A 21,980-nucleotide genomic window follows, 5' to 3' on the forward strand; every position below is an offset into this window, starting at 1 on the left:
AGGCGGCAACCTTAACAAGTGGGCGTCAGCAGGACAACTGCGCAGGAGGTGGTCGGATCCCTTCTCTATACTCATCAACAGGGTAAAGGGAGAGCAGCTGATGAAGCACTGTCTGTGGTTGTTGTTGTGTTGTTGGTGTGTCTGGCTGCAGGCGGCACCCTTGCTGCTGGTGACAGGTGAGTTCACCCCCTATACCGGCAAGGCCCTGCCTGAAGGCGGCGAGAGCACCCGGCTGGTGACGACCCTGCTGCAAGAGGCCGGGTATCGGGAGATCCAGGTCGACTACCTGCCCTGGCCCCGCGGCTATCAGTTGACCCGCAATGGGTTGGTCGCGGCCACCTTCCCCTACGCCTGGACTGCCGAGCGGGCCAAGCTGTTCCACTACAGTGCTCCCATTCACATAGATCGCCTCTCCTGGTTCACCTATCGGGGGAGCGAGGCCATTCAGGCTGGCCGCTGGCAAGGGTTGCGTGTCTGTATTCCGCTGGGGTGGAGTACCAGCCATGCCGACGGGGTGATCAAGCGTTTCGGGATGGATCTGCAGCGCCCCAAGACCCTGGCACAGTGCCTGCAACTGCTGGATCGCAAACGGATCGATCTGCTGCCGATGAACGAGACGGTGACCCGGGATGCCAGCCGTCAGCTGTTTGGTGACCCCTGCCATCTGCAGGCATTGCCCCACTTTCGCCAGAGCGACACCTTTTACCTGATCATTTCACGGCAGTACCCGGAGGCCGCAAGTTTGCTTGAGCGCTTCAATCATGCTCTGGCTGCCGCCCGTGCCGATGGTCACTATGACCAACTGATATCCCGAGCCGGAAAGGGGATCGATTGCCGTTGAGAGTGCCTGGGCGGAAAACAAAAAGCCGGAGCAGTGGCTCCGGCTTTCTTTATGTCTTCAGGGGCGATTAGCGGCCTGATTCGGCAATCACGCGGGCGATGATATCGGCACGCTTGCCGGCTTCCAGTTCGCCCAGGGCGATCAGGCCAGCCTTGAAGATGACGTTCTTCGGCAGGCTGACGTCGTCCAGCGTGGCGATCGCTTCAACGTGCATGCCGTTCAGGCGGCTGGCATCGCGCGGGCTCAGGTTGACCTGGGTGTTCATCACCTGCTTGCCTTTCTTCTTGGCAGGCACCGCCGCTTTCTTGGTGGATTCCTGTTCTTCGTCTTCCGGCAGTTCGTCATCAAAATCGTAAATAGACATAGTCAATCCTGTTGAGTTAGGCAAAAGGGCACGTTTGCCCGACATAGTAATCCGACATTGGGTTAATCAGCCCATATCCTCGTTACGGATAAAGGCGCGCCAAGAGCCGAGCACCTGGGCAAAATCTTCCAGCCCGCACATGGCCAGCTGTTCATCATCGTAGTAGGCGAGATCGTCAAGATCCTCACCCAGCTCGATATTGAGGGCGTTGGCTTTCACCTCCGCCTCTTCATGGGTCAGCAGCAGGGAGTAGTCACCGCCGTTGAGCCGGTATTCGACTCGGGTGCGGTTGGAGAGCTGATCAATGATGGAGAAGAGCTCGTCGAGCTTCTCCTCATCCTTGCCAACCTCGTCGATCAGCCACTGACCGATGGCTTCATGGCCCATGGAGAACCGGGCGCGATAGCCACCAAACGGGTCGCGGCGAAATTCATAATCCATAGCACAGTCCAGATCGGAGGGATGGGCCATCACGGGCAGGCGGGTGCAAGCACGCAATTCCTGCTCCATGGCGGGGCACACATCGGGTAAAGTGGCCTATTCTAGCGATCCCCCTCTCGCTTGTCTTGATGATGTGGCATCTTTGCGCCCATGTGCCCTGAATTGCCTCGTGGTGACGTAGCCAGATCTGCCCCTTGTCCGGAGATGTTATGCAGCTAAACGATAACCTTGCCCGCCAGATCGTCGCGCGGGCGATGAAGATCCTCTCCTTTTCGGTCAACGTGATGGACGAACATGGCCTCATTATTGCTTCCGGCAATCCGGAGCGGATCCATCAGCGCCACGAAGGGGCCGTGTTGGCGCTGACCGAAAACAGGGTGGTGGAGATCAGCGAAGCGACTGCTTTGCAGCTCAAAGGGGTGAGACCCGGCATCAACCTGCCTATCGCCTATCAGGGGGAGCTGATCGGGGTGATCGGCATCTCCGGCGATCCGGAGGAAGTGCGTGCTTACGCCGAGCTGGTGCGAATGACCGCCGAGCTGATCCTGGAGCAGGCGGCGCTCACCGAGCAGTTGCAGTGGGACAAGCGCCACAAGGAGGAGCTGGTGTTGCAGCTCATTCGTGGCGAGGGGCGAGTCGATCAATTGCAGCAGGCGGCCCGTTTTCTCGGGCTGGAGTTGGCCCAGCCTCGGGTGGTGGCCGTGCTGGCGCTGGAGGAGGCGGATCCGGCGCGTCTGCGAGAGCTGGTTCATCAGCTGGAGAACCCGGAGCGGGACAATCTGGTCGCCATCAACGGGCTCGACGAGATAGTGGTGCTCAAACCGGCGCAGTTGAGTGAGGGCGTCTGGCAATCGGCGCAGGAGCGCAGCCGGATCAAGCAGTTGCTGGCCCGCATTCCCCACTTCAAGGTGCATATCGCGGTGGGCGATTACTTCGCCGGGAGCGACGGGCTGGCGCGCTCTTACCAGACGGCGCGGGATACATTGCGCCGTGGCATGCGCCAAGCGCCGCGCAAGCAGGTCTACTTCTTCGAGGACTACCGTTTGCCGGTGCTGCTGGGGAGTCTGGCGGACTCCTGGCAGGCGGATCAGCTGCGCGCACCGCTGCAGAAACTGGCCCGGGAAGATGGCAAAGGGGCGCTGCAGAAGACCCTGCGCCACTATTTCTTGCAGGATTGTGATCTGCATCGCTGTGCCGAAGCCTTGTTCATTCACCCCAATACCCTGCGTTACCGACTAAACCGGATCGAGCAGATAACCGGGTTGAATTTCAACAAGTTAGACGACAAATTTTTGCTCTATCTTGGCCTTAATCTCGACTCGTGATTGTAAGATTAGACAAAAAATCACTTTTACATGACGCGATTTTTGGCTATTCAGCCAAAGAATTCTGATTGCAGATCTCCATAATGGCGGCCATTCACTCCCATTGAAGGTGTCCGTCATGATCCCGGTTACAGCCCTTGGCGCCATCGCGGCGCTCTCCATCGCCATCTTCCTCATTCTGAAGAAGGTGCCGCCCGCTTACGGCATGATCGTGGGTGCCCTGGCCGGTGGCCTGATTGGCGGTGCCGATCTGACCCAGACTGTCGCCCTGATGATCGGCGGCGCCCAGGGGATCACCACTGCGGTGATGCGGATCCTGGCGGCCGGTGTGCTGGCGGGCGTACTGATCGAATCTGGTGCCGCCACCACTATCGCCGAGACCATCGTCAAGAAACTCGGTGAAACCCGCGCCCTGCTGGCGCTGGCGCTGGCAACCCTGATCCTGACAGCGGTCGGCGTATTCGTGGATGTGGCCGTTATCACGGTTGCCCCCATCGCGCTGGCTATCGCCCGCCGTGCCGATCTCTCCAAGGCGGCCATCCTGCTGGCGATGATCGGCGGCGGCAAGGCGGGTAACGTCATGTCCCCCAATCCCAACGCCATTGCCGCGGCTGACGCCTTCCATCTGCCCCTCACTTCGGTGATGGTGGCGGGCATCATCCCGGGCCTGTTCGGTCTGGTGATGGCCTACTGGCTGGCCAAGCGACTGAACAACAAGGGCAGCAAGGTTGCCGCCGACGAGGTGGTGAGCTTTGCCGGCGCCAAGTTGCCGGGCTTTGCCGCCGCCATCAGTGCGCCGCTGGTCGCCATCCTGCTGCTGGCCCTGCGGCCGGTCGCCGGTATCGTGGTGGATCCGCTGATTGCACTGCCCCTCGGTGGTCTGGTCGGCGCCCTGATGATGGGTAAATTCAGCAAGGTGAACCAGTTTGCGGTATCCGGTCTCGCCCGCATGGCGCCAGTCGCCATCATGCTGCTGGGTACCGGTACCCTGGCAGGCATTATCGCCAACTCCGGCCTGAAAGATGTGCTGATCAGCGGCCTGACCGCCTCCGGTCTGCCTTCTTACCTGCTGGCGCCTATCTCCGGTGCTTTGATGTCGCTGGCAACCGCCTCGACCACCGCCGGTACCGTGGTGGCCTCCAACGTATTCAGCTCCACCCTGATTGAACTGGGGATCAGCAGTCTGGCCGGAGCGGCGATGATCCATGCCGGTGCCACCGTGTTTGACCACATGCCCCACGGCTCTTTCTTCCATGCCACCGGTGGCAGCGTCCACATGGGGGTGGGGGAGCGTCTGAAACTTATCCCTTACGAAACAGCAGTCGGTCTGACCATTGCCACTGTCTCCACCCTGATGTTTGGCGTGTTTGGCCTCGCCTAAGGAATTGATATGAAAATTGTTATTGCCCCCGATTCATTCAAGGAGAGTCTGAGCGCCATGGCGGTGGCTGATGCCATCGAGGCCGGTTTCAAACAGGTGTTGCCAAACGCCACCTACGTCAAATTGCCGATGGCCGATGGCGGCGAGGGCACGGTGCAGTCGCTGGTGGATGCCACCGGTGGCCGCATCCTCCCGGTCGAAGTGACCGCTCCCCTTGGCAACAAGGTGCAGGGTTTTGTCGGCCTGCTGGGTGATGGCCAGCGTGCCGTCATCGAGATGGCCGCCGCCTCCGGTATCCATCTGGTCGCTCCCGAGCAGCGCAATCCGCTGCTCACCTCCAGCTTCGGTACCGGCGAGCTGATCCTGGCCGCGCTGGAGATGGGAGTGAAGCACCTCATCCTCGGTATCGGCGGCAGCGCCACCAATGACGGTGGTGCCGGCATGATCCAGGCGCTCGGCGGCAAGTTGCTCAAAGCCGATGGCTCAGCCATCGAGCTGGGTGGCGCAGGTCTCAGTGAGCTCGTGACCATCGATCTGAGCGGTCTGGATCCGCGTCTGGGTGAGCTGGTTATCGAGGTGGCGTGCGATGTGAACAACCCGCTGTGCGGCCCGAAAGGCGCCTCTGCAGTGTTTGGCCCGCAAAAGGGGGCGACTCCAGAGATGGTGGCGCAACTCGATGCCAACCTCTCCCGTTATGCCGACTGCATTGAGCAGGCCCTTGGCAAGCAGGTGAAGGATATTCCGGGGGCGGGTGCCGCCGGTGGCATGGGGGCCGCGCTGGTCGGCCTGCTTGGTGCCGAGCTCAAGCCCGGCATCCAGATCGTCATCGAAGCGCTGAAACTGGCCGATGAAGTGGCCGATGCGGATCTGGTCATTACTGGTGAAGGTCGCATCGACAGCCAGACCATCCATGGCAAGACGCCAATCGGTGTCGCACGTTGCGCCAAGCAGTTCGGCAAGCCGGTGATCGGCATCTCCGGTTGCCTGACCGACGATTGCGGTGTGGTACACGATCACGGTCTGGACGCGGTATTCGCCGTGGTCAACCGCGCCATGTCTCTGCCGGAGGCGCTGGAGAGCGCCAGCACCAATATTCAACTCACCGCGCGCAACGTAGCGGCGCTCTATCAGCTCAAGGGCTGATCCGGTTCGGCCGATGCGCCCCATCGGCCACTCAATATCCCCGTTTGGGGCATCTCCCATCCCGAGAGATGTCTGACTGCCCTGGCACTTATTTGCCGATCCATCGTGATCGGCTCTTTTCTTTCTGCTCCTTTGTCTTGCCACACTTTTGACTCCATGGGTCAGCGCGGTTTTGATAGGCGCAAATCTCCCTTTACGGCATAGTGGTCGTACCAAGTACAAGGAGAGACTCATGTTCCTGCTGACCCTGGGGGTTGCGCTGTTTACCCTGATCCATCTCTACCCCTGTTTTGCGGTGGCCCATCGGGCGCGACTGCGCGAGCGGCTGGGGGAGAATCGCTACAAGGGGCTCTTCTCCCTGCTGGTGTTTGTCGCCGTTGCCTGCATCATCGCCGGTTGGCGCTCGGCCAGCTCGCTGCCGCTCTACTTCCTGCCGGATTGGGGGCCGATGACCATGACGGTGATGATGCTCTTTGCGCTGATCCTCTTTTTCTCCGGCCAAGGGCCCAACCATCTGCGCCGCTGGCTGGTGCATCCCCAACTGCTCGGTACCCTGCTCTGGGCGGTGGCCCATCTGCTGGTCAACAGCGAGGCGCGATCTCTGGTGCTGTTTGGCGGCATCGGGCTGTGGGCGCTGGTGAGCATGGTCTGGATTTCGGTGCGGGACTGGCAGCGATATCCCCGTCCGGCGGCCAACTGGACGGGCACCGGCATCAGCGTTGGGGCGGGCCTGGCTGCCACCGCGCTGCTGGTGTTCTGGGGCCACGACTGGCTGACCGGCATTCCCCTGCATTGAGAGTGAACTGCGGCTCTGGTAACCGCGTATGATGGACAAAACAAAAGGAGTCTTGGCGATGAAATGGTTCACTCTGTTGCTGTTATTGGGGGCCGGTGCGGCCTCTGCGGCGTGCCCAGATTATTTCAATGTGGAGATGCGGGAACTCAACAATGCCCAGCGCCACAACCTCTGTCAGCTGACCGAGGGCAAGGTGGTGCTGGTGGTCAATACCGCCTCCTACTGTGGCTACAGCGGTCAGTTCCGCGATCTGGAGAAGCTCTACCAGAGCTACAAGGATAAGGGGCTGATTATTCTGGGCTTTCCCTCTAACGACTTCTGGCAGGAGGCGGGCAACGAGACCAAGACCGCCGAGGTATGCCGCCGCGACTATGGCGTCACCTTCCCGATGTTCAATCGGGTAGCGGTGCGGGGCTCCGATGCAGTGCCACTGTTCAAGGGGTTGGCGGCGGCAGCTGACGGGGATGAGCCGAATTGGAACTTCCACAAGTATCTGGTGGGGCGCGATGGCAAGCTGATCGCCAGCTACGGTGCCAACCAGAATCCGGCTGACGATCCCCTCAAACTGCAGATCACCCGGGCGCTGGGGCTCTGACCCTACCCCTTGGCGGGCGGCTCTGGAATAATGGGCTCCCGCCACTCAATCCGGTTATCTTGTGCTGCAACGTCTTCCTCAAATGGTGATCTTCGATGCGCTGGTGCGCGAGCAGGGGATCTCTGCCGCCGCCCGTCGTCTCGGGGTCTCCAAATCCCATATCAGCAAGCAGTTGGCGCTGCTGGAGACCACCCTTGGCGCCCAGCTGGTACAGCGCACCACCCGCCGCTTCGTCCTGACCGAGCTGGGTCAGGAGTATGCCCGTCACTGCCATGCGTTGGTGGCGGTGGCGCAGGAGGCGGACTCCATGATCGCCGAGCGGCGCGGCAAGGTGAGCGGCGTGCTCCATCTCGGGGTGGGCCAATCCTTCGGCCGTCTGCACGTCATTCCCCATCTCAAGGCGTTTCAGGATCGCTATCCCGAGCTGGAGCTGGAGGTCTCGCTGTTCGACCACAGAACCAATCTGGTGGATGAGGGGCTGGATCTCTGGCTTACCACCTATGAGGACAAGCCGGAAGGGCTGGTGGGACAGCGGCTGGCCGACATCGGCTTCGTGGTTGCGGCTTCGCCGGATTACCTGCTGAGCCACGGTACGCCGCTCCATCCCAAGGATCTGGCCCAGCACAACTGCATCACTTACCAGAGTCGGGAGCGGCGCTATCACCAGTGGTCGTTTCGCCAGGGCAAGGAGCGCCAGACGGTGCAGGTAGCGGGCAACTATCGGGTGGATATGGCGGAGGCGGTGCGGGATGCGGCACTGGCCGGGCTCGGCATCGCCTATATCGCCAACTACTTGCTGGACAAGGAGTTACAGAGCGGCAAGCTGATCCCTGTGTTGCCAGGGTGGCGACCGAACCAACAGATGGCGGTACACGCCGTTTATGCCCGGCGCGAACATCTGGATCCCAAGATCCGTCTCTTCATCGATTTCCTCAAGGCCCGCTTTGGCCCCGAACCCTATTGGGAGCAGCGACTGGCCCCCTGGCTCGGGGGGAAATTGTCCGGCAGTGAGGAATAATTGTTTCCATATAAGAACTCTCGATTTCTCCTGATACTAAAATCGAACCAAATCAGCCAGTTGGCGCAACCGATATCGTGCAAACGTTTTTTCTAACAGGGTTGTAACCAAGCGGACTTGCAGTGACGGGGGGAGAGGAGCAGAATCCGCGCCCATCTTTTGCCCACCTGATGGAGTCCCTATGATTGCCCTGCTCGGCATCCTGAGTATCCTGGCGCTTGCCGTCATCTGCTCTGATAATCGTCGTCGTATCCCGTTGCGAACAGTTGGCCTTGCCCTCTGCTTGCAAATCATGTTTGCCGGTCTGGTGCTCTGGCTACCTGCCGGTCAGCACGTCCTGAACGGGGTCAGCGAGAGCGTAAGCAGCGTGATCGGTTATGGCCAGGAGGGGATCGCCTTCCTGTTCGGCGATCTGGCCAAGTTCAAGCTGGGCTTCATCTTTGCCTTTAACGTGCTGCCGGTCATCATCTTCTTCTCTGCGGTGATCGCCATCCTCTATCACATCGGCCTGATGCCGCGGGTGATCGCCCTGCTGGGCGGCGGTCTGCAGAAGCTGCTGGGCACCGGCCGCGCCGAGAGCCTCTCCGCGACCGCCAACATCTTCGTTGGCATGGTGGAAGCGCCGCTGGTGGTCAAACCCTACCTCTCCAAGATGTCCGACTCCCAGTTCTTCGCGGTGATGAGCTGTGGTCTCGCCTCCGTTGCCGGTGGCACCCTTGTGGGCTATGCCAGCCTCGGGGTTGAGCTGAAATACCTGATCGCAGCGGCCTTCATGTCGGCCCCTGCCGGTCTGGCGATGGCTAAAATCCTGGTGCCGCCGGGAGCTGAAGAGGTCGATCACCATCAGGATGTGGAGATCCCCCGCGCCACCAACGTGATCGAAGCTGCGGCCGATGGCGCCATGTCCGGCCTCAATATCGCGGTGGCGGTCGGTGCCACCCTGTTGGCCTTCGTCGGCGTGATCGCCATGCTCAATGGTCTGTTGGGTTGGGCTGGCGGTCTGGTGGGGCTGGATCTGAGCTTCCAGATCATTCTGGGCTGGCTGTTTGCCCCCGTCTCCTGGCTGATCGGTGTGCCCTGGGATCAGGCACAAGCCGCTGGCGCTCTGATCGGCACCAAGATCGTGGTCAACGAGTTCGTCGCCTTTATCGGTCTGGTGCAGGATCAGACCCTGAGCGAGTCGAGCAAGGCCATCGTGACTTTCGCCCTGTGCGGCTTTGCCAACATCTCCTCCATAGCGATCCTGATCGGCGGTCTGGGCTCCATGGTGCCGGAGCGCAAATCCTTCATCGCCCGTTACGGCATGCGCGCCATTCTCTCCGGCGTGCTGGCGAACCTGATGAGCGCCTGTCTGGCCGGTCTGTTCCTCGCCCTGTAACCGCTGCGGTACGGAATAGATGTAACAAGGGCGCCCTGATGGCGCCCTTGTCATATGGATAAAATGAAGCCCCGGCCTTGGTCGGGGCTTCTTGTTGGTGCTCAGTCTACGTAGAAGGTCTGCTGGAAGCTGAGGTTCTGTTGCTGCCCGCCGCCCATGATCTTCAGGGTGAACTGATAGGTATCTTCGTTGCGGTAGGGGAGGGTCGCCAGATAGTAGATAGCATCGCCCTCTTTTACCTCCTGAAAGTTCAGGGTGCGGATGGTGCCGGTCAGGTTTTTGGCCTCGCCGGTGATCCCCACGGCTTGCGCCACTTTCTGCTTGTCCTGTACCGCGATATTGATGATGGCGTTGTAGCGACTGCGCTCCAGTCCATACGCCTTGGCGACCTCGGGGGTGAGGAAGCTGGAGTTGAAGGCGTTGTAGTGCACCAGCCAAGGCCCCAGCTCCTTCATCTGTTCTGCCTTGAGCGGCAGGGTCATCAGCAGTGCCAGCAGGCCACTCATCCAGGCTGTTTTCATCTGTCATCCCTCTCATATCTACGGTTGGTGCAGGCCGATTCATTCAGCCTTGCGTGTCATTCAGCAGTGCACTCACTTCTTGCGGCAACTGTTTGGGGCTGTCGATGGCGACGGTTTTGTGCCGCCCCAGTTCGCCCCGCACTATGGTGACCTGGCCCTTGGCCACCTTGAACTGCTTGGCCAGAAACTTGATCAGATGGCTGTTGGCCTGGCCATCAACCGGCGGCGCCGTGATGGCCACTTTCAGCTCTTCGCCATGCAATCCGATGATCTGATCCCGACTCGCCTTGGGCTGGATCACCAGATGCAGTACCAGTTCATCCCCTTGTTGCAGGACGGCTGGCATCAAATCATCCACCACAGCTGGCCGAACAGGTCACCCAGCAGGTAGTTGATGGCTTGCAGGCCGATAAAGGCGACCAGCACCGAGAGATCCAGCCCGCCCAGTGCCGGCAGTACGCGGCGGATAGGGGCGAGGAACGGCTCGGTCAGCTGATGCATCACATATTCGATGGGGTTGCGGCCCTGGCTGACCCAGCTCAGGATGGCGCGGATCAGCAGTACCCAGAAGATCATCGAGCCCGCTTTCTTCAGCACGGTCAGCGCGGCAAACAGGCTGATGCTGAGCCAGTCCGCCAGCAGTACGTTCATGCTCTTGAGCAGGGCCAGCTTGAGGAAGGCGACAGCCAGCGCCAGCACCACGGAAGCGAGATCGATGCCGCCCAAGCCCGGGATAAGGCGGCGCAGCGGGATCACCAGCGGATTGGTCAGCTTGACCACCATCTGGCTCATCGGGTTGTAGAAGTCGGCGCGGGCCCACTGCAGCCAGACGCGCAGCAGGATAACCATCAGGTAGAGATCGAAAACGGTGTTAATCAGAAAGTAAGCAGTGTTCATCTGGGCTCCTGTTAGAAGAGGGTTTCCATTTCGGTGGCACGAGCAACGGCCGCCTGCATGGCTTGCGCAGTCAGCGGCATCAGTCCCTGCTGCTGGAATGTCTTGATGGCTTCAGCTGTGGTGCCGCCCTTGCTGGTGACCTGCTCACGCAGGGTTTGCAGCGCCAGCTCGGGATTTTGCTCCACCATGGCGGCTGCGCCCAGCGCGGTCTGCTGCACCAGCAGGCGTGCCTGATCGGGCGAGAAACCCATCGCTTCGGCCTCTTCGGCGATCGCCTGCATAAAGAGGAAGAAGTAGGCCGGAGCACTGCCCGCTGCGGCGATGACGCCGTTGATGCCGGACTCCTGCTCCACCCAGAGGGTCTTGCCGACCGCCTGCATCATCTGCTCGGCAAACGCGCGATCCGCGGCGGCAATATGTTCGGGTGCATAGAGACCGGTCATGCCCAGACCCAGCAGGGCAGGGGTATTGGGCATGGTGCGTATGATGCGGTCATGGCCACCGGCCATCTCGCCAAGGCGCGCCACCTTGATGCCAGCCGCGATGGAGATGAGCAGCTTGCCCTCAAGGGATCCCAGCTCTTCAACCAGTGCTGCCAGCATGCCGGCCATCAGCTGCGGTTTGACCGCCAGCACGATCACTTCGGCGCCTCGGGCTGCCTCGGCATTACTCTGGGTGATGCTAATGCCATGTTCCCTCGCCAGCGCCTCCAGCTTGGGCTGGCTCGGGTTGGCAGCAGTGATCTGCTCGGCGGGATAACCCGCCTTGACCAGTCCGGCGATGATGCTGCGGCTCATGTTGCCCGCGCCGATAAAGGCCAGCGTTCTATGCTGCATCAGATGCTCCTGTTGCACATGGGGTCGCGGCGGGGTTGGCGCTGCCTGCACCACCTGACGCCAGAATTCGGTGTTCCATCAAACGCTCCTGTTGATGAAGTCGCGGCAAGAGGCGGAAGTATGGGTTATCCGCTGGCCTTGCCTATGAGTAGTCACGGGCGCCGAAGATGGCGGTGCCGACCCGCACCATGGTGCTACCGTGGGCGATCGCCAGTTCGAGATCTTCGGTCATCCCCATCGAGAGGGTATCCACCGTGGGGTATTGTCGCGCAAGCTCGGTGAACAGAGTCTGCATACGGGTCATTTGGGCGGCCAGTACGCCCTCGTCGCTGGTGTGTTCGGGAATGGCCATCAGCCCCCGCAGCACCAGTCGCTCACTTTGATAGACCTGCTCGGCAAGGCGGAAAATCTCTTGTTCCGACGTTCCGGATTTACTGCTCTCTCCGCTAATATTGATTTGCAGACAAACATTTAGCGGTGCCATTGTAGTTGGGCGCTGGTTGTTGAGGCGGTCGATCAGCTTGTCCCGATCCACGCTCTGCACCCAGTCAAACCGTTCGGCCACCAGTTTGGATTTGTTCGATTGCAAAGGGCCGATAAAGTGCCACTCTATGTCGCTATATTCCGGCTGCTGGCGCAAGGTATCGATCTTGGCCGCTGCTTCCTGAGCGTAGGATTCGCCAAAGCAGCACTGACCTGCGGCATGGGCAGCCATGATGGCCTCGACCGGCTTGGTCTTGCTCACGGCCAGCAGGCGGATCTGCTGCAGGTTGCGGCTAGCCCGTTCGGCGGCCTGGGCAATACGTTCCTTTACCTGAAACAGGTGCTGGGCAATCTGGTTCATATTTCGTTAGTGATCTTGTGATGGGAGAATGACAAGTCTATGGATATCACAGAGTTATTGGCTTTCAGTGTAAAGCATAAAGCCTCGGATCTACACCTCTCGGCCGGGGTTCCCCCGATGATCAGGGTTGATGGTGAGGTTCGCAAGATCAATTTGCCCGCCCTGGAACACCGGGAAGTGCATGCGCTCATTTACGACATCATGAACGACCATCAGCGCAAGGAGCTGGAGGAGAACTTCGAGGTCGACTTCTCGTTCGAGGTACCCAATTTGGCCCGTTTCCGGGTCAACGCCTTCCAGCAGGCGCGCGGCTCGGGCGCGGTATTTCGTACCATCCCCAGCACGGTGCTGAGCCTCGAAGATCTCGATGCGCCGGAGATCTTCCGCAAGATCGCCGAGTTCCCGCGGGGTCTGGTGCTGGTGACCGGCCCGACCGGTTCCGGTAAGTCGACCACCCTGGCGGCCATGGTCAACTACATCAACGAGAACTTCCATCACCACATCCTCACCATCGAAGACCCCATCGAATTCGTCCACGAGAACAAGCGCTGTCTGGTGAACCAGCGGGAAGTGCATCGGGATACCAAGAGCTTCAGCAATGCCCTGCGCTCGGCCCTGCGGGAAGACCCGGACATCATTCTGGTGGGCGAGATGCGCGACCTTGAGACCATTCGTTTGGCCATGACCGCCGCCGAAACCGGCCATCTGGTGTTTGGCACCCTGCACACCTCGTCGGCGGCCAAGACTATCGACCGTATCATCGACGTTTTCCCCGGCGCAGAGAAGGACATGGTGCGCTCCATGCTCTCCGAATCCCTGCGGGCGGTTATCTCCCAGACCCTGCTCAAGCGTATCGGTGGCGGTCGGGTGGCGGCTCACGAGATCATGATGGGCATTCCGGCGGTGCGTAACCTCATTCGGGAGGACAAGATTGCCCAGCTCTACTCGGTGATCCAGACCGGGATGACCCACGGCATGCAGACCATGGATCAGAGTCTCAAGCAGCTGGTGAGTCGTGGCGTGGTGGCATCCCTCGATGCCAAGGCCAAGGCTGTTGATCCCAACAGCATTTAAGCGACTCGCACCCAGGGAGGGATAGATGATGAATCTGGATGATCTGCTGAGCGAGCTGGTCGAGCGAAAGGGATCGGATCTGTTTGTGACGGTGGGCTCGCCGCCCACCCTCAAGGTGAATGGCCATCTGGTGTCGCTGGGTGGGGAGGCGCTCGACAAGAAGGGGGCGCTGACGTTGGTCAGGGATACCCTCAGCAGCGATCACTTCGAGCGCTATATCCGCACCAAGGAGGCCAACTACGCGATTTATCGCGAAGCGCTTGGCCGTTTTCGGGTCAGCGCCTTCTGGCAGCAGGAGCTGCCTGGCATGGTGGTGCGGCGTATCGAGACCCGCATTCCCACCTTTGAAGATTTGCAGCTACCCAAGATCCTGCAAGAGGTGGCGATGGCCAAGCGGGGGCTGGTGCTGTTTGTCGGCGCCACCGGGGCGGGCAAATCGACCACCCAGGCGGCGATGATCGGCTATCGCAACCAGCATGCCGATGGTCACATTCTGACGGTGGAAGATCCGGTGGAGTTCGTCCATCAGCATGGTCGCAGTCTGGTGACCCAGCGAGAGGTGGGGATCGACACCGAGTCGTTCGATGTAGCGCTAAAAAGCTCGCTGCGTCAGGCGCCAGACGTGATCCTGATCGGCGAAATCCGAAGTCAGGAGACCATGGAGTTTGCCCTGCAGTTTGCCGAGACGGGACACCTTTGTCTCGCCACTTTGCATGCCAACAATGCCAACCAGGCGCTGGATCGTATCCTCCATCTGGTGCCGCAAGAGAAACACCGCCAGTTCCTGTTCGATCTCTCTTTCAACCTCAAGGCCATCGTCGCCCAGCAGCTGGTGCCGAGTATGGATGGCAAGCGGCGCTGCGCCGCGTTCGAGATCCTGCTTAATACCCCGCTCATCACCGACATCATCCGCAAGGGAGAGATGCATCGCCTCAAGGAGGTGATGACCAAGTCCACCGAGCTGGGTATGCAGACCTTCGATCAGGCGCTCTTCAGCCTGTTCTGCGCCGGCCAGATTGGCTACAGTGAGGCACTCGCCCACGCCGACTCGGCCAACGACCTGCGACTGCTGATCAAGCTCTCCGGTCGCGAGCGGCTCGGCACAGGCACGCTGGACAATGTGACGCTGGATGAATGAATCATGGGGCCGCTCCGCCGTTCGGCCCCTCGCCATAAAGGAACGTTATGCTGATTGTGGTTTCCCCGGCCAAGACGCTGGATTACGAGTCACCGCTGGTGACACCCCGTTTCACCCAACCCGAGCTGCTGGATCACTCCGCCGAACTGATTAGCCGAGCCCGCCAACTGAGCCCTGACCAGATCGCCACTCTGATGAAGATCAGCGACAAGCTGGCGGGTCTCAATGCCGCCCGTTTTGCCGAGTGGCAGCCAGATTTCACCCTCGCCAACGCCCGTCAGGCGCTGCTGGCCTTCAAGGGGGATGTCTACACCGGTTTGGCGGTAGAGGATTTCAGCGAGGCCGATTTTGACTTCGCTCAGGCGCACCTGCGGATGCTCTCCGGCCTCTACGGCGTGCTGCGCCCCCTCGATCTGATGATGCCCTACCGGCTGGAGATGGGGACCAGGCTCGACAATAGTCGCGGCAAGGATCTCTACCAGTTCTGGGGCGAGGTGATCACTCACCATCTCAACGACGCGCTGGCTGCGCAGGGGGATGAAGTGCTGATCAATCTGGCCTCCGACGAGTATTTCAAGTCGGTACGGCCCAAGAGCCTGAAAGGGCGGATTGTCACACCGGTTTTCAAGGATGAGAAGAACGGCCAGTTCAAGATCATCAGCTTCTACGCCAAGAAGGCGCGCGGCATGATGGCTCGCCACATCATCAAGCACCGTCTGACCGAGGTGGAGCAGCTGACCGGTTTCAACGCCGAGGGCTACTACTTCGTACCGGAAGAGTCGGACGCCCATACCCTGATGTTTAAACGCGCCGAAAATTAATTACAAAAAGAGGGAACCAATCTTTCGACCCACAGGTCTGAATATGTGAATCCTCTGTTGTAAGCACTTTTTATTCGCCGACGTTTGATACGTCGGCTTTTTTATTGCCGTTTTTATTGTCCATCGATTGCCTTCGCGGGGACTATGTGGTTCAGATAGACTCAAGACAGGGAGCGAGTTGTCGTGAGGTGAATATGGAACAGAAAAATGCCATTCGGCAGGTTGCCGTCCCTTGGGCTCCGTCCCGCCAGCTACCGCCTGGTCTGGTTGTGGCCGAGCTGCATCAGGATCTCTGGAGCGACTCTCTGACCATCATGCTGGGGCGGGCACGCAGCATCGATCTGCCCCCGCAAATTCTCTGCCGGGTCTATTTTCGCCATATCTACGCCCTGCGGGTTATCGAAGATTGCGATCTGGCCGAGGGGAAGGATAGCCACGCCATCGAAGAGCAGATCCAGCTCATCACCCCATCCCGTTTTGCCAGCTGGTTCCATCAGGAGTCGGACGGTCTGCATCTGGATGAAGATCTGCAGCACTATCGCATCTCGACCTGGGATTATTGCGCCGATGTGCTGACCTCCTCGGCGCCTGAACTGCAGTTCCTGCCCCAGAGCGAGTAGCCAGTTGTTACGTCAGAGGCGAAGGAGGATCCTTCGCCTCTTGGTTTTTGGGCGGGCGCAGATTTTGTGGCGTTCAGGCCACTCAAGCCGGGTGGTGGCCTGTTGTGTTGGCACAAAAAATGCGCCTCAGAGGAGGCGCGGGGAAAAAGACAGATTGGAAGCGTCACATGGGTGCTACTTGAATCAGCGAATGAGCCGTGCCATTCAAGTATGGAGCCATCATGCCAAGCTCAATCTGAAGTAGTTCTGAGGCGATTCTTCATTTTCTGTTCATCTTGTCAGCAAAGCGTGGCCACTGGCAGAAAGCCTTTTCATTCTGGCCACCATATTGTCCCGCCCTCTCCAAGGCGCTCATCGTCTCATGGGGCCAGCTCGAATGTTGTGCCTGTCTGTTCCAGTGCCAGCAACCAGCGCTTGATGGGAATGCCGCCAGCATAGCCGGTCAGCTCGCCGCTGCGTCCGATCACCCGATGGCAGGGTACTATGATGCTCAGCGGATTGCGGCCATTGGCAGCGCCTACTGCTCGCACTGCCTTGGGATTGCCGATAGCCTGGGCAATCTCGAGATAGCTCACGGTCTCGCCATAGGGGATATCACACAAAGCGTTCCACACCGTTTGCTGGAACGGGGTGCCCTTCGCTGCCATGGGCAGATCGAACTGCTGCAATTTTCCGGCGAAATAGGCGTTGAACTGGGCAAGATAGGGGGCCAGTGCCTTGTCATCCCGTTGCCAGTCAGCCTGCGGCATGACGGGGCGCTCCCCGTGCATGAACTCCACGTGGCGCAGGCCATCCTGATCAATGGCGACCAGCAGGGGGCCGCGGGCGCTGTCGCAAAAACTGTATCTCATCGGCGGACATCCTTTGGGGGTTGGCTCAGTCCAGAACCGGTTTGCCGCGGGCGGACTTGATATCCCCCTTGCGTTTCTTGGCATCGACCCGTTTGCGCTGGGAGCTGCGGGTCGGCTTGGTGGCATGACGAGCCTTGGGGCGCCAGGCTGCTTTCTTCAGCAACTCCACCAGACGGCTCATCGCCTCCTTGCGGTTCATGTCCTGGCTGCGATGGCTCTCGACCCGGATCAGGATAAAGCCGTCGTGTACCCGACTGTCGCTCAGCTTGTCGAGACCCTCCTTGTAGAGGGGCGTCAGGCTGGGAGAGTTGCGGTAATCGAAGCGCAACCAGACGGCGGAGTCGGTCTTGTTGACGTGCTGTCCGCCGTTGCCCTGTGCCCGCATGGTCTGAAATTGCAGCTCATGCCAGGGAATCGTGACGCTGTTGGAGATAACTAACATGCTGTTTTGCTCTTGTTTGGTGCATACCCGCTGACCGCTGCAGCATGGTGCCTCATTATGGGGCGTGCTGGCCGGTTATGGGGATGTGCCTGGCGAATGGCGCCGACATTAAACTCTATCTATATGAAATAAAACAATAAAAATACTTGGCATAAGAATTGAAACCCGATTCATGACACACCATGGATTGGGAGCAACCAGATGAAGCTGATTAGTGCGATTATCAAACCGTTCAAGTTGGACGATGTCCGCGAGGCTATTGCCAACCTGGGGGTGGAAGGGCTGACCGTGTCCGAGGTCAAGGGATTTGGCCGCCAGAAGGGACACACCGAATTATACCGGGGAGCCGAGTATCAGGTCGACTTCCTGCCCAAGGTGAAGCTGGAGATTGCTACCGCCGATGATAACGTGGAAGGGGTGATCGAGGCGATCTGCAAGGCGGCCTATACCGGCAAGATCGGCGACGGCAAGATCTTTGTCTACGACTTGCTGCAAGCGGTGCGCATCCGCACCGGCGAGAGTGACGACGAGGCGCTGTGATGAACCGTATCAGTGACGTACAGATCTGTTGAACTCCCGATCTCGGGAATTCCCGATGGCGTGAGCGCTTATTGAAGCCTGATCAACATAACGTTTTGCTCAGAAGAGGCCGAATGGGATTCCATCCGGCCCTTTTCATTTATGGGCGATTAAATATGTGATGTGGCGACGGCGAGCTTTCTTGATCCGCTTATAAGATGTATGCAGAATGCAAACGGAAATCGTTATCACTCTGTATAGCTAATCAAGGAATGGATGATGAAAATGAAGATGTTGGCACTGGCTTTCTCTGCGTTGGCAGCTCAGTCGGCATTGGCGGCCGGGGAAGTGAATGTCTACTCCAACCGGCAGGATGAGCTGATCAAGCCCATCATCCAGCAGTTCGAGAAGGAATCGGGCATCATGGTGAACGTGGTGTTCGCCAAAGAGGGGCTGAACGAGCGTCTGGAGCGGGAAGGCAAGCTCTCTCCGGCCGACCTGATGCTGACGACCGATATCAGCCGCCTGACCGATCTGGTAGACAAGGGGCTGGTGCAGCCGGTGGACAGCAAGATCCTGCAGGAGAACATCCCCGCCATCTATCGTGATCCGGAGAATCGCTGGTTCGCCCTGACCACCCGGGTTCGCGCCATCTACTCCAGCAAGGATCGCCTCGGCAAGCTCGACACCATCAGCTACGAAGATCTGGCCAAGCCTGAATTCAAAGGAAAAATCTGCACCCGCAGCGGCAAGCATGAGTACAATGTGGCGCTGGTCTCCTCCATGATTGCCCATCACGGCATGGCCGAGACCAAAACCTGGCTGGAAGGGGTCAAGGCCAACCTGGCGCGCAAGCCACAGGGCAACGACCGGGATCAGGTCAAGGCGATCAAGGATGGTATCTGTGACGTGTCGCTCGGCAACAGCTACTATCTGGGCGCCATGTTGAAAGATCCTGCGCAGAAGTCCTGGGCGGATGCGGTCTATATCAACTTCCCGAACCAGGCTGACCGCGGTGCCCACGTCAACGTGAGCGGCGTGGCCATGACCAAGTATGCCAAGAACAAGGCCGAGGCCCAGAAGCTGATGGAGTTTCTGGCTGGCGACACCGCCCAGCACATGTATGCGGACGTGAATGCCGAATATCCGGTCAAGGCCGGAGTCGAGCCTTCCGCCATGGTCAAGTCTTGGGGCAGTTTCAAGTCTGACGCACTACCGGTCAGCGATTACGCCAAGCACCGCAAGGACGCCTTGCAGTTGCTGGATGAAGTGAAGTTCGATTTGTAATCAGATGGGGCCAACGGCCCCATCAACATCTGTGGTCTCATGAAAAATTTTGGATGGATGACCGGCAGCTGGGCCATCGCCCTGCTGCTGGGTTTACCGGTTATAGCCCTGCTTTTCTCTGCCTTCTCGGCTGAGGGAGATCTCTTTCGCCACCTCGCCGATACCGTGCTGCTCGATTATCTGGGCAATACCCTGGGGCTGGTGGTCGGCGTAGTATTGCTAAGCCTGCTATTTGGCGTGCCCACCGCCTGGCTGGTGGCCATGTGTCAGGTGCCGGGGCGGCGCGCTTTGCAGTGGGCCTTGATGCTGCCGATGGCGATGCCCTCCTATATCGTCGCCTACGTCTATACCGACTTGCTCGATTACTCGGGCCCGCTACAGGCCGGGTTGCGAGCACTATTTGGCTGGAACAGTCCTGCCGATTACTGGTTTCCGGCCATTCGCTCCCTTGGCGGCGCCGCCTGGGTGCTGGCGCTGGTGCTGTTCCCTTATGTCTATCTGCTGACCCGCGCCTCTTTTCTCGAGCAGTCAGTCAGCCTGATCCACTCCAGCCGCCTGCTCGGCTGTACCCCGTGGCAGAGCTTCCGCCGCCTCAGTCTGCCGCTGGCGCGCCCCGCCATCATGGTGGCGGTGTCGCTGGTGGCGATGGAGACGTTGGCCGATTTTGCCACCGTCCACTTCTTTGCCATCAACACTTTGACCACGGCGGTCTACGACACCTGGCTCGGTTACGGCAGTCTGGCCACCGCGGCCAAACTCTCCTGCCTGATGTTGCTGGCGGTGGTGCTGCTGATCGCGCTGGAACGCCGCTCGCGCAGTCGGCAGCAGGTGTTCCAGAAGTCGATGGGCCATGAGCAGCCGCTGCGCTATCCGCTCAAGGGGATGAGTCGTTGGCTGGCCGCTCTCTGGTGCTGGGGGCTGGTGCTGGCCGGTTTCGGCCTGCCGTTCGTCATCCTGCTCGATTACGGCGTTCGCTACTTCGAACTCTCTTGGACGCCGGAGTTCGTCCGCTTCGCTGGCAACAGCCTGCTTATCTCGGCGCTGACTGCCCTGCTGGCGATGGGGATTGCCCTGCTGCTCGGCTTCTTCCGCCGCCTCGATGGCGGGATCAAGAGTCTGCTGCCGCTGCGCATCGCCGCCATGGGTTACGCCATGCCGGGCACTGTGCTTGCTATCGGGGTGCTGGTGCCGCTCACCGCCCTCGACTTTGCCATCAACGATCTGGCAGAGTGGCTCGGGCGTCAGGGGCCGGGGCTGCTGCTGACCGGCACCATCACCGCCATCGTGTTCGGCTATCTGGTGCGCTTCGTGGCCATCGCCATCGGCTCGGTGGAGAGCAGCATGGGCAAGATCTCCCCCAGCCTCGATATGGCGGCCCGCTCTCTGGGGCAGGGAGATGGGGCCATGCTGCGGCGGGTCCATCTGCCGCTGGTGCGCCGCGGTCTGTTTGCCGGCGCCATGCTGGTGTTCATCGAATCCATGAAGGAGCTGCCCGCCGCCCTGCTGCTGCGGCCGTTCAACTTCGATACCTTGGCGACCCACGTCTACCAGTTCGTCTCGGACGAGATGCTGGAGCGCGGCGCGCTGGGGGCCATTGTCATCGTGCTGGTGGGGCTGTTGCCGCTGATCTGGGTCAACCGCAGTCTGGATAGTCCCGGCCACTGAGTCGCCACGTCGGCCAATGAAATTGCATGCGGTGCGCTGAACCGAAAGGCTGCGCGCCGCCAGAAACGAGAGGAAGTCAGCCTTGTCCTGTTTGCAGGTTGAAAATGTCAGCTGCCGTTACAACGGCCGCAATGTGCTGGAACAGCTCTCCCTGACGGTGGCAGACAACGAGATCGTCTGCCTGCTGGGGGCCAGTGGTTGCGGCAAAACCACGCTGCTCAAGGCTATCGCCGGCCTGCTGCCGCTGGCAGAGGGCTCGATCCGCCTCGGCGATACCCTGCTTGACGGGGCGGGTGCCAGCGTGCCTCCCGAGGCGCGCAATATCGGGATGATCTTTCAGGATTACGCCCTCTTTCCCCACCTGACGGTGGCCGACAACGTCGGCTTCGGCCTGACCAAACTTGAGCGCCGGGCCCGCCAGCAGCAGGTGGACGAGGCGCTGGCGCTGGTCAATCTGCAGGGGCTGGGGGATCGCTATCCGCACCAGCTCTCCGGTGGCCAGCAGCAGCGGGTGGCCATCGCCCGGGCGCTGGTGTGCAAGCCGCGGCTCATGCTGCTGGATGAACCCTTCTCCAACATCGACACCCAGGTGCGGATGAAGTTGATCCTCGAGATCCGCGCCCTGCTCAAGCAGCAGGGTATCGGCGCCATCTTCGTCAGCCACAGCAAGGAGGAGGCGTTCGCCTTCGCCGATCGGCTGGCGCTGTTTCGCGCAGGTCACATCGAGCAGGTGGGCCAGCCGGAGCAGCTCTATCGCCGCCCGCAAAACCGCTTCGTGGCGGAGTTTCTCGGTGGGGTCAACTATCTGGCTGCCGAGGTGGTGGACAGCCACTGCGTGCAGACGGCGCTCGGGGTCATCTGTGGCAGCGAGCCTCATGGCCGCGCGGTGGGCGAGCAGTTGCAACTGATGCTCAGACCCCAGCAACTGCTGCTGGAGAGCGCCGCAGATGGGGAGCTCAAGGTGGTGGAGCAGCAGTTCCTCGGCCATCACTGCCGGGTGCTGTTCGAGTGTGGCGATCTGCAGCTGGAGGCGAGCATTGGCGAGCCTCTTGAGGGGATGCGGGCCCGCATCCGGGTGGCGCCTCATACGCTGGTGTTGTTTGACCCTTTACCCTGAACGCGTGATATCGTCGTGAAATCAAAGAACTGGAGCTGCTCTGGTTTATAATCGCGCAACGCTAAT

The 21,980-nt window shown here is 60.1% G+C and carries 25 protein-coding genes; 16 read left to right on the forward strand and 9 right to left on the reverse strand.

Annotation, left to right across the window (positions count from 1 at the left end; genetic code table 11):
* Positions 1 to 100: 100 nt before the first annotated feature.
* Positions 101 to 841, forward strand: coding sequence for a substrate-binding periplasmic protein (locus ACTG1P_RS16280; RefSeq protein ID WP_440001722.1), 741 nt, complete (start codon positions 101 to 103; stop codon positions 839 to 841).
* A gap of 67 nt (positions 842 to 908) precedes the next feature.
* Here the strand turns inward: ACTG1P_RS16280 and ACTG1P_RS16285 are convergent, their stop codons facing one another.
* Together ACTG1P_RS16285 and ACTG1P_RS16290 are read right to left on the reverse strand one after the other, a co-directional pair.
* On the reverse strand, positions 909 to 1,205 hold the full coding sequence (locus ACTG1P_RS16285; protein ID WP_128815498.1) for a hypothetical protein: 297 nt from the start codon (positions 1,203 to 1,205) through the stop codon (positions 909 to 911).
* Between the two features lie 66 nt (positions 1,206 to 1,271).
* Entirely contained in the window at positions 1,272 to 1,646 is a 375-nt protein-coding gene (locus ACTG1P_RS16290) for a YacL family protein (protein ID WP_031227767.1), read from the reverse strand.
* Positions 1,647 to 1,855: 209 nt separating this feature from the next.
* On the opposite strand from ACTG1P_RS16290, the gene ACTG1P_RS16295 reads away from it, so the two are divergent.
* The 7 genes from ACTG1P_RS16295 (at position 1,856) to ACTG1P_RS16325 (ending at position 9,282) form a co-directional block, all read left to right on the forward strand.
* Positions 1,856 to 2,971 (forward strand): sugar diacid recognition domain-containing protein, encoded by a 1,116-nt coding sequence (locus ACTG1P_RS16295; protein ID WP_440001723.1) that lies wholly within the window; start codon positions 1,856 to 1,858, stop codon positions 2,969 to 2,971.
* 118 nt (positions 2,972 to 3,089) lie between these two features.
* On the forward strand, positions 3,090 to 4,352 hold the full coding sequence (locus ACTG1P_RS16300) for a GntP family permease (RefSeq protein ID WP_440001724.1): 1,263 nt from the start codon (positions 3,090 to 3,092) through the stop codon (positions 4,350 to 4,352).
* Between the two features lie 9 nt (positions 4,353 to 4,361).
* Entirely contained in the window at positions 4,362 to 5,495 is a 1,134-nt protein-coding gene (locus ACTG1P_RS16305) for a glycerate kinase (protein WP_440001725.1), read from the forward strand.
* A 232-nt stretch (positions 5,496 to 5,727) separates the two neighbouring features.
* Positions 5,728 to 6,291, forward strand: a complete 564-nt coding sequence (locus ACTG1P_RS16310; RefSeq protein WP_440001726.1) for an NnrU family protein — start codon at positions 5,728 to 5,730, stop codon at positions 6,289 to 6,291.
* Between the two features lie 58 nt (positions 6,292 to 6,349).
* Positions 6,350 to 6,886 carry a glutathione peroxidase gene (locus tag ACTG1P_RS16315; RefSeq protein ID WP_005341435.1) on the forward strand — a complete coding sequence of 179 codons (537 nt, stop codon included), beginning with the start codon at positions 6,350 to 6,352 and terminating at the stop codon, positions 6,884 to 6,886.
* Between the two features lie 82 nt (positions 6,887 to 6,968).
* A complete protein-coding gene (locus ACTG1P_RS16320) occupies positions 6,969 to 7,904 on the forward strand; it encodes a LysR family transcriptional regulator (RefSeq protein ID WP_162515184.1) in 936 nt (311 codons plus the stop codon).
* A gap of 181 nt (positions 7,905 to 8,085) precedes the next feature.
* Positions 8,086 to 9,282: a NupC/NupG family nucleoside CNT transporter gene (locus ACTG1P_RS16325; RefSeq protein WP_440001727.1), complete on the forward strand. Its 1,197-nt coding sequence runs from the start codon at positions 8,086 to 8,088 to the stop codon at positions 9,280 to 9,282.
* A gap of 101 nt (positions 9,283 to 9,383) precedes the next feature.
* Here the strand turns inward: ACTG1P_RS16325 and ACTG1P_RS16330 are convergent, their stop codons facing one another.
* From ACTG1P_RS16330 to ACTG1P_RS16350, 5 genes are all read right to left on the reverse strand, one after another.
* The gene (locus ACTG1P_RS16330; protein WP_005340339.1) at positions 9,384 to 9,803 is read right to left on the reverse strand and encodes a DUF4426 domain-containing protein; all 420 of its coding nucleotides are present in this window, start codon (positions 9,801 to 9,803) and stop codon (positions 9,384 to 9,386) included.
* Positions 9,804 to 9,846: 43 nt separating this feature from the next.
* Positions 9,847 to 10,149, reverse strand: coding sequence for a DUF167 family protein YggU (yggU, locus tag ACTG1P_RS16335; RefSeq protein ID WP_021230942.1), 303 nt, complete (start codon positions 10,147 to 10,149; stop codon positions 9,847 to 9,849).
* A complete protein-coding gene (locus ACTG1P_RS16340; protein WP_440001728.1) occupies positions 10,149 to 10,700 on the reverse strand; it encodes a YggT family protein in 552 nt (183 codons plus the stop codon). The genes yggU and ACTG1P_RS16340 overlap by 1 nt, the downstream gene beginning before the upstream one ends.
* Before the next feature lie 11 nt (positions 10,701 to 10,711).
* Positions 10,712 to 11,536 carry a pyrroline-5-carboxylate reductase gene (proC, locus tag ACTG1P_RS16345; RefSeq protein ID WP_440001729.1) on the reverse strand — a complete coding sequence of 275 codons (825 nt, stop codon included), beginning with the start codon at positions 11,534 to 11,536 and terminating at the stop codon, positions 10,712 to 10,714.
* Between the two features lie 142 nt (positions 11,537 to 11,678).
* The gene (locus ACTG1P_RS16350) at positions 11,679 to 12,380 is read right to left on the reverse strand and encodes a YggS family pyridoxal phosphate-dependent enzyme (protein ID WP_440001730.1); all 702 of its coding nucleotides are present in this window, start codon (positions 12,378 to 12,380) and stop codon (positions 11,679 to 11,681) included.
* 39 nt (positions 12,381 to 12,419) lie between these two features.
* On the opposite strand from ACTG1P_RS16350, the gene tapT reads away from it, so the two are divergent.
* From tapT to ACTG1P_RS16370, 4 genes are all read left to right on the forward strand, one after another.
* Positions 12,420 to 13,454 carry a type IVa pilus ATPase TapT gene (gene tapT / locus ACTG1P_RS16355; protein ID WP_005340354.1) on the forward strand — a complete coding sequence of 345 codons (1,035 nt, stop codon included), beginning with the start codon at positions 12,420 to 12,422 and terminating at the stop codon, positions 13,452 to 13,454.
* Positions 13,455 to 13,482: 28 nt separating this feature from the next.
* Complete coding sequence (gene tapU / locus ACTG1P_RS16360) at positions 13,483 to 14,592, forward strand: type IVa pilus ATPase TapU (protein ID WP_278174304.1); 1,110 nt, start codon at positions 13,483 to 13,485, stop codon at positions 14,590 to 14,592.
* Between the two features lie 47 nt (positions 14,593 to 14,639).
* The gene (gene yaaA / locus ACTG1P_RS16365) at positions 14,640 to 15,413 is read left to right on the forward strand and encodes a peroxide stress protein YaaA (RefSeq protein ID WP_440001731.1); all 774 of its coding nucleotides are present in this window, start codon (positions 14,640 to 14,642) and stop codon (positions 15,411 to 15,413) included.
* Positions 15,414 to 15,607: 194 nt separating this feature from the next.
* Positions 15,608 to 16,033, forward strand: a complete 426-nt coding sequence (locus ACTG1P_RS16370; RefSeq protein WP_005340360.1) for a hypothetical protein — start codon at positions 15,608 to 15,610, stop codon at positions 16,031 to 16,033.
* 359 nt (positions 16,034 to 16,392) lie between these two features.
* On the opposite strand, the gene ACTG1P_RS16375 is transcribed toward ACTG1P_RS16370, so the two are convergent.
* Complete coding sequence (locus ACTG1P_RS16375) at positions 16,393 to 16,884, reverse strand: methylated-DNA--[protein]-cysteine S-methyltransferase (RefSeq protein WP_416004131.1); 492 nt, start codon at positions 16,882 to 16,884, stop codon at positions 16,393 to 16,395.
* 25 nt (positions 16,885 to 16,909) lie between these two features.
* The gene (arfB, locus tag ACTG1P_RS16380) at positions 16,910 to 17,326 is read right to left on the reverse strand and encodes an alternative ribosome rescue aminoacyl-tRNA hydrolase ArfB (RefSeq protein WP_021230947.1); all 417 of its coding nucleotides are present in this window, start codon (positions 17,324 to 17,326) and stop codon (positions 16,910 to 16,912) included.
* 201 nt (positions 17,327 to 17,527) lie between these two features.
* On the opposite strand from arfB, the gene glnK reads away from it, so the two are divergent.
* From glnK to ACTG1P_RS16400, 4 genes are all read left to right on the forward strand, one after another.
* On the forward strand, positions 17,528 to 17,866 hold the full coding sequence (glnK, locus tag ACTG1P_RS16385; RefSeq protein ID WP_005341406.1) for a P-II family nitrogen regulator: 339 nt from the start codon (positions 17,528 to 17,530) through the stop codon (positions 17,864 to 17,866).
* 258 nt (positions 17,867 to 18,124) lie between these two features.
* Positions 18,125 to 19,132, forward strand: a complete 1,008-nt coding sequence (locus ACTG1P_RS16390) for a Fe(3+) ABC transporter substrate-binding protein (RefSeq protein WP_440001732.1) — start codon at positions 18,125 to 18,127, stop codon at positions 19,130 to 19,132.
* A 39-nt stretch (positions 19,133 to 19,171) separates the two neighbouring features.
* Entirely contained in the window at positions 19,172 to 20,797 is a 1,626-nt protein-coding gene (locus tag ACTG1P_RS16395; protein ID WP_440001733.1) for an ABC transporter permease, read from the forward strand.
* A gap of 82 nt (positions 20,798 to 20,879) precedes the next feature.
* Positions 20,880 to 21,914, forward strand: a complete 1,035-nt coding sequence (locus ACTG1P_RS16400; protein ID WP_440001734.1) for an ABC transporter ATP-binding protein — start codon at positions 20,880 to 20,882, stop codon at positions 21,912 to 21,914.
* Positions 21,915 to 21,980 lie beyond the last annotated feature (66 nt).

It is taken from the genome of Aeromonas sp. 11P, assembly GCF_051920165.1.
GTDB classification, from domain to species: Bacteria; Pseudomonadota; Gammaproteobacteria; order Enterobacterales; family Aeromonadaceae; genus Aeromonas; species Aeromonas veronii.

Bases quoted from the DNA above. Each gene is read 5' to 3' on its own strand.
- ACTG1P_RS16280 (WP_440001722.1), top strand. From the start codon at position 101: ATGAAGCACTGTCTGTGGTTGTTGTTGTGTTGTTGGTGTGTCTGGCTG.
- ACTG1P_RS16285 (WP_128815498.1), bottom strand. From the start codon at position 1,205: ATGTCTATTTACGATTTTGATGACGAACTGCCGGAAGACGAAGAACAG.
- ACTG1P_RS16290 (WP_031227767.1), bottom strand. From the start codon at position 1,646: ATGGATTATGAATTTCGCCGCGACCCGTTTGGTGGCTATCGCGCCCGG.
- ACTG1P_RS16295 (WP_440001723.1), top strand. From the start codon at position 1,856: ATGCAGCTAAACGATAACCTTGCCCGCCAGATCGTCGCGCGGGCGATG.
- ACTG1P_RS16300 (WP_440001724.1), top strand. From the start codon at position 3,090: ATGATCCCGGTTACAGCCCTTGGCGCCATCGCGGCGCTCTCCATCGCC.
- ACTG1P_RS16305 (WP_440001725.1), top strand. From the start codon at position 4,362: ATGAAAATTGTTATTGCCCCCGATTCATTCAAGGAGAGTCTGAGCGCC.
- ACTG1P_RS16310 (WP_440001726.1), top strand. From the start codon at position 5,728: ATGTTCCTGCTGACCCTGGGGGTTGCGCTGTTTACCCTGATCCATCTC.
- ACTG1P_RS16315 (WP_005341435.1), top strand. From the start codon at position 6,350: ATGAAATGGTTCACTCTGTTGCTGTTATTGGGGGCCGGTGCGGCCTCT.
- ACTG1P_RS16320 (WP_162515184.1), top strand. From the start codon at position 6,969: ATGGTGATCTTCGATGCGCTGGTGCGCGAGCAGGGGATCTCTGCCGCC.
- ACTG1P_RS16325 (WP_440001727.1), top strand. From the start codon at position 8,086: ATGATTGCCCTGCTCGGCATCCTGAGTATCCTGGCGCTTGCCGTCATC.
- ACTG1P_RS16330 (WP_005340339.1), bottom strand. From the start codon at position 9,803: ATGAAAACAGCCTGGATGAGTGGCCTGCTGGCACTGCTGATGACCCTG.
- yggU (WP_021230942.1), bottom strand. From the start codon at position 10,149: ATGCCAGCCGTCCTGCAACAAGGGGATGAACTGGTACTGCATCTGGTG.
- ACTG1P_RS16340 (WP_440001728.1), bottom strand. From the start codon at position 10,700: ATGAACACTGCTTACTTTCTGATTAACACCGTTTTCGATCTCTACCTG.
- proC (WP_440001729.1), bottom strand. From the start codon at position 11,536: ATGCAGCATAGAACGCTGGCCTTTATCGGCGCGGGCAACATGAGCCGC.
- ACTG1P_RS16350 (WP_440001730.1), bottom strand. From the start codon at position 12,380: ATGAACCAGATTGCCCAGCACCTGTTTCAGGTAAAGGAACGTATTGCC.
- tapT (WP_005340354.1), top strand. From the start codon at position 12,420: ATGGATATCACAGAGTTATTGGCTTTCAGTGTAAAGCATAAAGCCTCG.
- tapU (WP_278174304.1), top strand. From the start codon at position 13,483: ATGAATCTGGATGATCTGCTGAGCGAGCTGGTCGAGCGAAAGGGATCG.
- yaaA (WP_440001731.1), top strand. From the start codon at position 14,640: ATGCTGATTGTGGTTTCCCCGGCCAAGACGCTGGATTACGAGTCACCG.
- ACTG1P_RS16370 (WP_005340360.1), top strand. From the start codon at position 15,608: ATGGAACAGAAAAATGCCATTCGGCAGGTTGCCGTCCCTTGGGCTCCG.
- ACTG1P_RS16375 (WP_416004131.1), bottom strand. From the start codon at position 16,884: ATGAGATACAGTTTTTGCGACAGCGCCCGCGGCCCCCTGCTGGTCGCC.
- arfB (WP_021230947.1), bottom strand. From the start codon at position 17,326: ATGTTAGTTATCTCCAACAGCGTCACGATTCCCTGGCATGAGCTGCAA.
- glnK (WP_005341406.1), top strand. From the start codon at position 17,528: ATGAAGCTGATTAGTGCGATTATCAAACCGTTCAAGTTGGACGATGTC.
- ACTG1P_RS16390 (WP_440001732.1), top strand. From the start codon at position 18,125: ATGAAAATGAAGATGTTGGCACTGGCTTTCTCTGCGTTGGCAGCTCAG.
- ACTG1P_RS16395 (WP_440001733.1), top strand. From the start codon at position 19,172: ATGAAAAATTTTGGATGGATGACCGGCAGCTGGGCCATCGCCCTGCTG.